General features: G+C 70.2%; 10 protein-coding genes and 1 pseudogene. 6 read left to right on the top strand and 5 right to left on the bottom strand.

What is annotated here, in order from left to right; genetic code table 11:
• Nucleotides 1-79: 79 nt before the first annotated feature.
• Nucleotides 80-559 (bottom strand): MarR family transcriptional regulator, encoded by a 480-nt coding sequence (locus HLK59_RS44085; RefSeq protein ID WP_171147301.1) that lies wholly within the window; start codon nucleotides 557-559, stop codon nucleotides 80-82.
• Nucleotides 556-1,155 carry a type 1 glutamine amidotransferase family protein gene (locus tag HLK59_RS44080; RefSeq protein WP_171147300.1) on the bottom strand — a complete coding sequence of 200 codons (600 nt, stop codon included), beginning with the start codon at nucleotides 1,153-1,155 and terminating at the stop codon, nucleotides 556-558. Before HLK59_RS44080 ends, HLK59_RS44085 begins: the two co-directional genes overlap by 4 nt.
• A 171-nt stretch (nucleotides 1,156-1,326) precedes the next feature.
• On the opposite strand from HLK59_RS44080, the gene HLK59_RS44075 reads away from it, so the two are divergent.
• The 3 genes from HLK59_RS44075 to HLK59_RS44065 all read left to right on the top strand — a co-directional run bounded on the left by HLK59_RS44075 (nucleotide 1,327) and on the right by HLK59_RS44065 (nucleotide 4,313).
• On the top strand, nucleotides 1,327-2,682 hold the full coding sequence (locus HLK59_RS44075; protein ID WP_171147299.1) for an aspartate aminotransferase family protein: 1,356 nt from the start codon (nucleotides 1,327-1,329) through the stop codon (nucleotides 2,680-2,682).
• A 133-nt stretch (nucleotides 2,683-2,815) separates the two neighbouring features.
• Nucleotides 2,816-3,520, top strand: a complete 705-nt coding sequence (locus HLK59_RS44070) for a GntR family transcriptional regulator (protein WP_171147298.1) — start codon at nucleotides 2,816-2,818, stop codon at nucleotides 3,518-3,520.
• Between the two features lie 142 nt (nucleotides 3,521-3,662).
• Nucleotides 3,663-4,313, top strand: a complete 651-nt coding sequence (locus tag HLK59_RS44065; RefSeq protein ID WP_171147297.1) for a hypothetical protein — start codon at nucleotides 3,663-3,665, stop codon at nucleotides 4,311-4,313.
• A gap of 3 nt (nucleotides 4,314-4,316) precedes the next feature.
• Here the strand turns inward: HLK59_RS44065 and HLK59_RS44060 are convergent, their stop codons facing one another.
• Nucleotides 4,317-4,610 carry a hypothetical protein gene (locus HLK59_RS44060; protein WP_171147296.1) on the bottom strand — a complete coding sequence of 98 codons (294 nt, stop codon included), beginning with the start codon at nucleotides 4,608-4,610 and terminating at the stop codon, nucleotides 4,317-4,319.
• A 189-nt stretch (nucleotides 4,611-4,799) separates the two neighbouring features.
• On the opposite strand from HLK59_RS44060, the gene HLK59_RS44055 reads away from it, so the two are divergent.
• On the top strand, nucleotides 4,800-5,108 hold the full coding sequence (locus HLK59_RS44055) for a hypothetical protein (protein ID WP_171147295.1): 309 nt from the start codon (nucleotides 4,800-4,802) through the stop codon (nucleotides 5,106-5,108).
• Nucleotides 5,109-5,160: 52 nt separating this feature from the next.
• On the opposite strand, the gene HLK59_RS44050 is transcribed toward HLK59_RS44055, so the two are convergent.
• A complete protein-coding gene (locus HLK59_RS44050; RefSeq protein WP_171147294.1) occupies nucleotides 5,161-6,966 on the bottom strand; it encodes a 5'-nucleotidase C-terminal domain-containing protein in 1,806 nt (601 codons plus the stop codon).
• A 184-nt stretch (nucleotides 6,967-7,150) separates the two neighbouring features.
• Here HLK59_RS44050 and HLK59_RS50610 point away from each other — a divergent pair, with 184 nt between their 5' ends.
• The gene (locus HLK59_RS50610) at nucleotides 7,151-9,028 is read left to right on the top strand and encodes a serine/threonine-protein kinase (RefSeq protein WP_206328316.1); all 1,878 of its coding nucleotides are present in this window, start codon (nucleotides 7,151-7,153) and stop codon (nucleotides 9,026-9,028) included.
• Between the two features lie 61 nt (nucleotides 9,029-9,089).
• Here the strand turns inward: HLK59_RS50610 and HLK59_RS44040 are convergent, their stop codons facing one another.
• Nucleotides 9,090-10,373, bottom strand: a complete 1,284-nt coding sequence (locus HLK59_RS44040) for an adenylosuccinate synthase (RefSeq protein ID WP_171147293.1) — start codon at nucleotides 10,371-10,373, stop codon at nucleotides 9,090-9,092.
• Nucleotides 10,374-10,583: 210 nt separating this feature from the next.
• Here HLK59_RS44040 and HLK59_RS51625 point away from each other — a divergent pair.
• Nucleotides 10,584-11,288, top strand: a pseudogene (locus tag HLK59_RS51625) (diacylglycerol kinase); the annotation flags it as partial.

The following is an 11,288-nucleotide window of genomic DNA, read 5'->3' as shown; positions in this document are numbered from 1 at the left end:
CCCCCGAACGCCCCCGTGCGTGCCCCCGTGCGACTGACCACGATAGTGCGGGCATACGGGGAGGTCGGCGATGACCGTTCTACGGTTCCGTAACGGACGGATCCGGTTGCGTCACCGGGGGGCCGAGCCGCTCCAGCACCGTCGACAGCCGTTCCATGAGCCGTACGGCGTCCGCCAGCTCGTCCTGGCCGAAGGCCTCGGCGAGCCGGTCGGCGAAGGCCGCGTGCCCGGGGTCGATCCGGCGGACCGCCGCGAACCCCTCCTCGGTGGGCGCGAGGAGCTTGGCACGGCGGTGGGCGGGGTTGTCCCGGTACTCGGCGAGCCCGCGTTCGACCAGCAGATCGGCGATGCGCTGCACGCTCTGCCGTGTGATCCCCATCGCCCGGGCGATCCCGGCCACCGGCAACGGCTCCCCGAGCACCGCCCCCAGCACCTGCCACCAGGCGGCGGTGAGCCCGGCGGGCTTCGCCAACTCCTCGGCGACGCCCAGGAACTGCCCGTTGAGCCGGAAGACGCCGAGCGCGCCGCGACTGAGCAGTTCCTGCCGCTCCTGGCTCACCGGGCCCCCTCCAGTACGGCGTACGCCTCGACGTCGGAGTCGTGGAACAGCCGGTACCAGGCGTCCAGCACCTCGCCCTCGTACACGCCGAGCAGCCCGAAGATCTCCCGTGCGAAGGCGACGGGTTCGGTGGGCCCGGCGGTGATCAGTGCGCCGTCGGTCACGGCGTCGGCGTCCACGTAACGGGAACCGCCCTGGTATCCCGTGGCCGCCAGGTAGAAGGAGATCGCGCTGGTGTGCTCCCGGTCGTCGAGGAGCCCCTCCCGCGCGAGCCCGGCGGTGGCTCCGCAGATGGCGGCGACCGGCACCCCGGCGGCCAGGAACTCGCGCGCCTTGCGGGCGAAGGGGGCCAACTGCTCGCCCGCGTCCCACAGATCGGCGCCCGGCAGGATCAGCAGGGAGCTGTCCTCCGGCCGTACGTCCTCCAGCGCGCCCGCGGGCTGGACCCGCAGTCCGCCGACGGAGGTCACCGGCTCCGGGCCCGGGCCGACCGTACGGATCTCGTACCCGGCGCGGGCGAGATACGCCGTCGCGTGGCCGGTCTCCCAGTCGGCGAAGGTGTCGTACACGGCGAGATGTACGGGCTTGCGGCTCATGACTGCCTCCTGGATCGCTGCCGTCCCCTTGATGACAACATGCTGTCACTTCGACAGGATGCTGTCAATAGACATGCGTCGGCGTCCCTGGACAACCTGTCGTGGAAAGCCCGCGACCACAGACAGGACGCCGATACCGCTTCCGTATCGCGGACATTTACGCTCAGGCGCATGACCCCTCAGCCAAACCCCGAGGTCGGCGCCGCCGTCAAGGCCGCGGACCGTGCTCATGTGTTCCACTCCTGGTCCGCGCAGGAGCTCATCGACCCGCTCGCCGTCGCCGGCGCGGAGGGGTCGTACTTCTGGGACTACGACGGCAAGCGGTACCTCGACTTCACCAGCGGGCTCGTCTACACCAACATCGGCTACCAGCACCCGAAGGTCGTCGCCGCGATCCAGGAACAGGCCGCGACCCTGTCCACGTTCGCGCCCGCCTTCGCCATCGAGTCCCGTTCGGAGGCGGCCCGGCTGATCGCCGAGCGGACGCCCGGCGACCTGGACAAGATCTTCTTCACCAACGGTGGGGCGGACGCCGTCGAGCACGCGGTGCGCATGGCCCGGCTGCACACGGGCCGCTCCAAGGTGCTCTCCGCCTACCGCTCGTACCACGGCGGCACCCAGCAGGCGATCAACATCACCGGCGACCCGCGCCGCTGGGCCTCCGACAGCGCCTCCGCCGGTGTCGTGCACTTCTGGGCGCCGTACCTGTACCGCTCCCGCTTCTACGCACAGACGGAGGAGCAGGAGTGCGCGCGGGCGCTGGAGCACCTGGAGACGACGATCGCCTTCGAGGGCCCGGCGACCGTCGCCGCGATCATCCTGGAGACCATCCCCGGCACCGCCGGGATCATGATCCCGCCGCCCGGCTACCTCGCCGGTGTGCGCGAGATCTGCGACAAGTACGGGATCGTCTTCGTCCTGGACGAGGTCATGGCCGGCTTCGGGCGGACCGGTGAGTGGTTCGCGGCCGACCTGTTCGACGTGACCCCCGACCTGATCACCTTCGCCAAGGGCGTGAACAGCGGCTACGTCCCGCTCGGCGGTGTCGCCATCTCCGCCGAGATCGCCGAGACCTTCGCCCGGCGCCCCTACCCCGGCGGTCTGACGTACTCCGGGCACCCGCTGGCCTGTGCCGCCGCCGTCGCCACGATCAACGTGATGGCCGAGGAGGGCGTCGTCGAGAACGCCGCCCGGCTCGGCGCCGAGGTCCTGGAGCCCGCGCTGCGGGATCTGGCCGAGCGCCACCCGTCGGTCGGCGAGGTCCGCGGTGTCGGCATGTTCTGGGCGCTCGACCTGGTCAAGGACAAGGAGACCCGCGAGCCGCTGGTGCCGTACAACGCGGCCGGTGAGGCCAACGCCCCGATGCTCGCGTTCGGCGCCGCCGCCAAGAAGCACGGCATCTGGCCGTTCATCAACATGAACCGCACCCATGTCGTGCCGCCGTGCAACGTCTCCGAGGCCGAGCTGAAGGAGGGCCTGTCGGCGCTGGACGCGGCGCTCACCGTGGCGGACGAGCACACGGTGTAGCCGTGCGGGCCGTGTGACGGACGCTACGCGGGTAAACACGGCAAAATCCCGAACGCGTAAGGTGGCGTGCTCGTAGACATACGTGTACGTGTACGAGCACGCCCACCCGACCGCCATCAGGGAGAGGCCGACCATGCCCGGCAGCAGCGGCAACGGCGCCGTGACCCGCAGCACCCTGCGGCAGCAGATCGCCGACGCGCTTCGCGACGAGGTGCTCGCGGGGCGTCTCCAGCCGGGTCAGGAGTTCACGGTCAAGGAGATCGCCGAGCAGTACGGGGTCTCCGCGACCCCCGTCCGCGAGGCGCTCGTCGACCTGTCCGCTCAAGGTCTCCTGGAGGCGGACCAGCACCGCGGTTTCCGGGTGCACGAGTACTCGCTGGCGGACTACCGAGGCATCATCGAGGCTCGCAGCCTCGTCATCGACGGCATGTTCCACGCGCTGGACGGCGGTCACCAGGGGTTCGTCCACGACCCCGACAACTCCCGGGTCCTCGCCGCCCTCGCCGGGGTGCGCCGGCGCGGCGAGGAGGCGCAACGGGCCGCCCTCGCCGGGGACCTCACCGTGCTGATCGGCTACGACCTGCGGTTCTGGCGCGAGTTGAGCACCGTGTTCGGCAACCCCTACCTCGCCGACTTCCTGCACCGGCTGCGCGTCCAGTCCTGGGTGTGCGCGGTACAGCATCTGCGCCGCCTCACCGACCTGCGCGGACAGCTGTGGGCCGAGCACACCGAACTGGTCGACGCCCTGGTCCACCGGGACACCACGGCGGCACGGGAGATCGTCGCCGCGTACAACACGCACTCGCTGGCGGTGGTCGAACGGCTGACCGGCGGATGATCCGTCATACGTGAGCCGCCCGGGTGTGGGTATGGGACCTGCGACAGAGCAGCCGACCCCGCCCAGGGGGAAGCCACGGCACGCCGGACCGATTACTCTTCCCTGACCGCTTCGCTACACCGTGCTATGCGAGGAGCCTTCTTTGGCCTGTGACCTGTGGCTGGTACCGCTCGTCGACGTGTTGTGCCACACGCCCGACAACCCGTTCGCCGAGGAACTCGCGCAATACAACAAGGTGCTCGCCGAGTCCGGACTGCCACCGGTGCCGGTGTACCAGTACATGCCGGGCCTGTCCGGCGAGGTCGCCCCGGTGGCCGGCTTCGACTACGACGCGCTGCATTTCCTGCGCCGCGCGTATCTCCTCCAGATGTGCGGTCTGCCGGTGACGCCGGTGGACGAACTGGGCGGGGACTACGAGCAGTTGCTGGAGATGTTCGAGACGACGGCCCAGCAGTCCCACCTGGTCTGGCACTACGACCACGCCGGTGCCTATGTCCCGGTGGACTTCCCGCACCCGTTGGCCAACGACGAACTCCTGGCCGGTGGCGGCCCCCTGGGTTCCTCCCAGGCGCTGCTGCGGGAGCTGGCGCTGGTGGCCCCCTCGATCGGCATCGACCCGGCCAACCCCCCGGCGGCGCCCCAACCGCCGCTGGGCCCCACGGAACTGGAGGAACCGGCCGTCCCCGCGCCGTACGACCCCAGCCCCTTCGCCCGTGAGCGGCATGTGTGGCTGGGCCTGCACGCGGCGGCGACCCGGAGCCTGGCACAGGGGTCGATGATCATCTTCAGCTGAGGGTCACTGCCCCAGCTGCGAGAGGCCCTTCTTGACGTCGTCGAGGTTCATCAGCGGCGTGTAGAAGATCTTCGCGCCCAGGTTGAGGAAGAACGGCTCGCTGATCGCCGGGATCTGGGAGACGTCCTCCAGGTCGAAGACCAGGTAGGCGGTGCGGTTGCCGTCCTCGGCGGTGAAGTAGGCCGCCTCGGGCTTGATCTGCTCCACCGACTCCTGGATCAGTTTCCCCAACGTGCCGCTGCGAATGGCCTCGTTCGACCTCTCGGTGTCCAGACTCGCCTTGAGCAGTACGCGCATCGCACTCACCTTCCCCAGTCCGCCGATTTGCGTACCTTTACATCGTATGCCCGACGTGTCTGATGCGCGGCTTCGTCCTCAGGAAGGTCGAGTACGCGCGAGCGAAAACCTGAGTACGGCTACTCACGCCGTCTCGGTCCGGCGACGGCATCGTGGAGATCACCACAGACGATCTCCAGGGGGTTCACCATGAACGACTCACGCTCCTTCGCCGCGACGCTCCGCGACCACCTCGTCAACCCGGTCGCCCTCGGCTATCTGGCGCTCGTGGCCGCCGTCGTCGGCTGGGTCGGCGTCGACGCGCTCTTCGTCGAGCACGCCGACGCGAGCCTTGCCGGGGTGTGGGCCTTCCTGGTCACCGCCCCGACGTCACTGCTGTTCGTGATGCTGCCCGGCGCCCTCGCCTGGTCCGGGGTCGTCGTAGGGGCGGTCGTCAACGCGGCCGTACTCGGTGCCGTGTACCGGAAGTTCGGCGGTCGCAGCCTCGCGCACGGCTAGGCGCTTCGCCGGCGGTCCCGCGCGGCGGAGCCGCTGATGTCTCCCGGCCCGCTCAGAACACCGGTGTGCCGTCCTGGGTCAGCTTCCAGTTGGTCACCGCGAAGTCGGCCGGGTTCAGCGTTCCCTTCGACGTCACGTAGTCGATCATCAGCTGCCGGATCTCGTTCGTCGAGCTGTAGGCGATGTCGGCGGTGGCGATGTGCGGGTACCCCGAACCGCCGTTGGCCCGGTAGTTGTTGACGGCGACGACGAAGACCTGGTCGTCGGCGACGGCCGTGCCGCCGTACGTCAGGTTCTTGATCCTCGAACCCTCCGCGGCCGCGATGTCGATGTCGTACGAGACGCCCGCGGCGGTGTCGTACATGTAGTCCCAGAAGCTGTTGGCGTTGGTGAGGGTCGCGGTGTCGGCCTTCGTGCCGACGGGCACCTGGTGGTAGTACTTCGCCGCGAACTCCAGGTAGTCCTTGAGCTGCGCGCCCGTGAGCTTCTTGCCGTACAGGGTGTTGTCGTAGATGTAGAGCCCGGCGATGTCCTTGATGGTCACACTGCCCGCGGGGATGTCGGCGGTGCGGGAGAAGGGCGCGGCGACCGAGATCAGCGGGAGGGCCGCGTCGGACGCCGACAGCCCGGCCTTGACCGTGTCCGTCTGGACCTGGTGGATGAAGTCCATGATCGGGACGTCCTTCCAGCAGGACTCGGCGGCAGAGAGGTCCTCGGAGCAGGTGCCCACGGCCGTGTTGACGTACTTCACCACCAGCTCGTGGTCGGCCTCCAGGAGCTTCCTGATCTCCGGGTCCTCGTCCACGGACTTGGGGTCGAGGGTCTGCGCGGTCTTCTTGGTGACCTTCCAGCGGCCGTGCTCCAGCTCGACCTCGAAGTCGAAGACGCTCAGCCGGTAGCCCCAGCAGTACGGCTCCGACAGCAGCACCTCGTCGCCGGTCTCGGCGTTCTTCACGGTGTACGAGGGCACCTCGACGTGGGTGTGGCCGACCAGGATCGCGTCGATGCCCGGGACCTGCTCGGCGACGAGGTTCGAGGCGTTCTCGACGTACGGGAGCGCGTCGCCGTAGGACGTCGATCCGTCGAGACCCGAGTGGTCGGTCAGGAAGACGACGTCACAGCCGAGCGCCCGCAGCCTGGGCACGTACTTCTTCGCCTGCTCGACCAGCCCCGGGAAGACCATCTTCCCGCTGACGTTGTCCTTGTCCCACAGCGCGATGCCCGGGTTGGTGAGACCGAGGATGCCGACCTTGATGTCGGGGGCGCCCGGCACACAGATCCGCTTCACGGTGTACGGCGCGAACGCCGGCCGCAAGGTCCTGGCGTCCAGCGCGTTGGCGCCGAGCAGCGGGAAGTGACACTGGCTCTCGAACTTGCGCAGCGTCTCGATGCCGTAGTTGAACTCGTGGTTGCCGAGGGCGGCGGCGTCGTAGCGCATGTGGTTCATGGCGACGGCCATCGGATGCTTGACGCCCTTGCCGGTGATGGGCTTCACGCGCGCGAAGTAGTAGGCGAGGGACGTCCCCTGGATGATGTCCCCGGCGTCGACCAGCAGCACCCGCTCCTCGCCCTTGGCCTCCCGCTGCTGCTTGATCAGCGTGGCCACCCGCGCGACCCCGACCGAGTTCCCCTTGCTGTCGCTGTAGGCCGCGTCCTTGTAGTAGTCCCAGTCGAAGACGTGGCTGTGCAGGTCGGTGGTACCGAGGACGGAGAACGACCAGGTCTTCGGCGCCTTGGCGGGCTTGCGCTCGGCGGCCTGTGCGGGACCTGCCGCGACGCTCCCCGAGGCGGCGACGGCCGCCCCGGTGACGGCCGACTTCTTCACGAACTGCCGACGGTTCATGGGACTGACGGACATACGGAGCTCCTGGGGCTGGAGAGGGAGAGGGGACACAACTACCCGCGTAGATCGTTGCCGCGCACCCGCGCGCCCGGAACCAGGAACAGGCCATGTCCGGGTCAATTTCCCGGCCGCGTAGGGGAAAGCACGGGTCAACGGATGCGGCCCCGCCCTGTCCCGCCGTATGGAAAGATCGCCGTCCATGCAGCCTCTGGTCCCTGACGACCCGTCGCACATAGGCCCGTACCGGCTGATCGCACGGCTCGGTGCCGGTGGGATGGGGCGGGTGTACCTGTGCCGGGGCGAGGACGGACGGACCGTCGCCGTGAAACTGGTCCGGACGGAGGTCGCCGAACAGGAGGAGTTCCGGCGCCGGTTCACCCGCGAGGTGGCCGCCGCGCGCCGGGTGAGCGGCGAGTGGACCGCCGGTGTCCTGGACGCCGACACGGAGGCCGAACTGCCTTGGGTGGCCACCGAGTACGTCCCGGGACCGACCCTCCGGGCCGTCGTACGCGGCGACTTCGGGCCGCTGCCCTCCGCCTCCGCCCACGTCCTGGCTCACCGACTCGCGCAGGCCCTCCAGGCCGTCCACCGTGCGGGGCTCGTCCACCGGGACCTCAAGCCGTCCAACATCCTGCTCACCGTCGACGGCCCGCGCGTGATCGACTTCGGGATCGCACGGGCCCTCGACGCCTCGTCCGACAGCACCCTCACGCCGGCCGGGTCCCTGCTCGGGACACCGGAGTTCATGTCCCCGGAACAGGTCAGGGGCGAGCGGCTCACCCCGGCCTCCGATGTGTTCGCCCTGGGCAGCGCCCTCGTGTACGCCGCCACCGGGCGCTCCCCGTTCCAGGGCGAGGGCACGGGCGCGGCGCATGCGCTGATGTTCCGGATCGCCTACGAGGACCCGGACCTCTCCGGCGTACCCGAGGCGATCGCGGACCTGATCCGGGAGTGCCTCGCCAAGGACCCGGCGGACCGGCCCACCGTGGGCGACATCGCGGAGCGCACGCGGCGGGCTCCGGCGGGGGCATGGCTGCCAGCCGCCCTTCTGGCCCGCCTCGACCGCGCCGCCGCCCAGCCACTGCCGGAGGCTCCGCGACGGACGGAGGCGGAAGCGGAGACCGGGGCGCCCGGACTCGCAGGCTTTCCGGACTTTCCCGAGCCGGTGGAACCCGACCGGCGCCGGGACGTGCTGGACGTGCCGGAGGTGGGCATCGCGCCGCCGCGGGTCCGGCAGGCGGCCACGGAGTCCGGCTCACGCGCGGGGCGGTGGGCGGGGGTCGCGTTGGGGATGGCGGCGGTGGCGATGGCGGGGTGGCTCGTCACGCTGGCCGTGACAGGGGTCTCGTGGTCCGCGCTGGCGGGAGGCGACGCGGAGCCGGGTCTGGAGGTGCCGGAGCCGTCGCCGCTCGTCGGGGCCTGGCGCTTCACGCTCGGGGAGGAGGGACCTCCCCTGCTCAGCGTCCGGCTGGACCTCGTCAAGGGTGCGGATCTCGGCGAGAGGGGTGCCCGGGTCGTGTCGGCCACGCGCGATGCGACCTGCACGGGTTGGGCGAACGTGGTGTCCCGGACGACCAACACCCTGGCCCTGGGCTTCAACATGAGCAGGACAGGGGCGGTGGACCGACCGTCCGAGTGCGGTCTGCCGGACGTCATGAGGCTCGTGGCGCCGCGGGACGACGTGATCCTGTGGGAGCGGTCCGACAACGTGTCCGTCGTGCTCGACCCGGCTTCGGAGCTCTCCGTCCCCGTCCCCGCCGGGCTCCGGGGAGACTGGTACGCCGCGGAGCGCGGTCTGCTGCTGACGGTCTTCTCCGGACGGGCCGGCTCCGTCGTCGTCAGCGGCGTCGAGGACCGTGGCGGCCGGCACTGCGAGTGGGAGGCCGCACTGCTGGACACCGGGACGAACAGGATCGCCACGACCGGAGGCCATGTCGTCGAGGGCCCGTCGGACCCCGGATGCACATCGAGCACGGTGACCTACGACTACGAGCTGCGGGGCAGCGACGACAGCCCCGTACTCGTCCGCAGCTCGACCCAGGAGACCACCACCCTCCGCCTGCGACACCGCCCCTGAACAGCCGTGCGCCCCCGGCAGGCCGAAGCCGGCCGGGGGCGCACGGGTACCGCCACGCGTCCTAGATGAACGAGTTGATCTCGATCGTCTCGTCGCGGCCCGGGCCCACGCCGATCGCGGAGATCGGGGCGCCGGACATCTCCTCCAGCGCCTTCACGTACGCCTGGGCGTTCTTGGGGAGGTCGGAGAAGGACTTCGCCTTGGTGATGTCCTCGGACCAGCCGGGGAGGCTCTCGTAGATCGGCTTCGCGTGGTGGAAGTCGGTCTGGGAGTACGGGAGCTCCTCGACGCGCTTGCCGTCGATCTCGTAGGCCACGCAGACCGGGATCTGCTCCCAGCCGGTGAGGACGTCGAGCTTGGTCAGGAAGAAGTCCGTCAGGCCGTTCACGCGGGTCGCGTAGCGGGCGATGACCGCGTCGAACCAGCCGCAGCGACGGTCACGGCCGGTCGTCACGCCCCGCTCGCCGCCGATGCGGCGCAGCGCCTCGCCGTCCTCGTCGAAGAGCTCCGTCGGGAACGGGCCCGAGCCGACACGGGTCGTGTACGCCTTCAGGATGCCGATGACCCGGCTGATCTTCGTCGGGCCGACACCGGCGCCGGTGCAGGCACCGCCCGCGGTGGGGTTCGACGACGTGACGAAGGGGTACGTGCCGTGGTCGATGTCCAGGAGGGTGCCCTGGCCGCCCTCGAAGAGCACGACCTTGTCGTCCTCCAGGGCCTGGTTGAGGAGCAGGACCGTGTCGGCGACGTACGGCTTCAGCCGGTCCGCGTAGGACAGCAGCTCCTCGACGACCTGGCCGACCTCGATGGCGCGGCGGTTGAAGACCTTGGTCAGGAGCTGGTTCTTGCCGTCGAGGGCCGCCTCCACCTTCTGCGTCAGGATCGACTCGTCGTACAGGTCCTGGATGCGGATACCGACGCGGTTGATCTTGTCCGCGTAGGTGGGTCCGATGCCGCGGCCGGTGGTGCCGATCTTCCGCTTCCCGAGGAAGCGTTCCGTCACCTTGTCCACGGTCACGTTGTAGGGCGTGATGACGTGAGCGTTACCGCTGATCAGGAGCTTGGACGTGTCGACGCCGCGCTCGTTCAGCCCGTTCAGCTCGGAGAACAGGACCGACGGGTCGATGACGACACCGTTGCCGATGACCGGAGTGCACTCCGGGGTGAGGATTCCGGAAGGGAGCAGGTGGAGGGCGTACTTCTGATCGCCCACGACTACCGTGTGGCCGGCGTTGTTGCCGCCCTGGTAGCGCACCACATAGTCAACGGATCCGCCGAGCAGGTCCGTCGCCTTTCCCTTGCCTTCGTCACCCCACTGAGCACCGAGCAGCACAAGTGCGGGCACGCGCGTACACCCCTTCCGGGCGGGGCATGTCCAAGGTCAGGGGCGTACGTGACACGGCCTTGTGCCTCGTACCCTGGCGACCTGCTTCGGCCACCTACGGCCGTCGTCGGCCGTGAACCCGTCGGACCCGGATGCCCCGGAATAGACGAAGCCCCTGGCGCAATAGCGCAAGGGGCTCTTGCACAAAGATGCTACCCGAGGAAGCGAGGCATGACCGAGGTGGCGACTTCAGCGACTTCCGATCAGCTGCTGGTGGTCATCGATCCGGTTGCCCGCAGGACGGACGGGGAGTCCGTCCGCATCGCGAAAGACGTGCTCAGCGCGGGTGCGGCGGGCACGAAGGTGTGTCTGCCCGCGGACCCGGAGGAGTTCGCCCGGGTGCTGGCCCGGCGCGGCTCCCGGCGGCCGGTGGTCGTCGGCGACGACCGGGCGCTGCTGCGGGCGGTGTCCCTGCTGCACCGGCAGCGGGAGCTGGCCGGATGTGTGCTGTCGGTCGTGCCGGTGGGCGGTGTGCTCACCGTCGCGCGGTCGCTGGGCGTGCCCACGGGTGCGGTGGCGGCGGCGCGGGCGGTCCTGGACGGGGCCGAACGCCGGCTCGACCTGCTCGTCGACGACAGCGACGGCGTGGTGCTGGGCGCGCTCCGGATCCCGCCGCTCACTCCGCAGGAGGTGCCGGAGGGTGTACCGGAGGGTGTACCGGAGGACGTGGCCGCCGGGCGGCCAGCCGCCCCGGGCGACCCCCCGGCCCGCCCCGCGGCACCCCCCCCGCCGCGCCCCACGCGCCGCGCACCCCACCCGGCAGCCAGCCGCCCGCGCCGCCGCCGGGCGGCCCGCCCCGCGGACAGGCCCCGGCCAGGCCCCCCCGCGCGGGCAGCACCGCAGCGGGGGGCAGGCGAGCGGGGCGGACAGCGCGGG

It is taken from the genome of Streptomyces sp. S3(2020), from assembly GCF_013044505.1.
GTDB lineage: Bacteria > Actinomycetota > Actinomycetes > Streptomycetales > Streptomycetaceae > Streptomyces.
The sequence above is the reverse complement of the archived record's forward strand: the minus strand, read 5'-3'. Positions and strand labels throughout refer to the sequence as shown.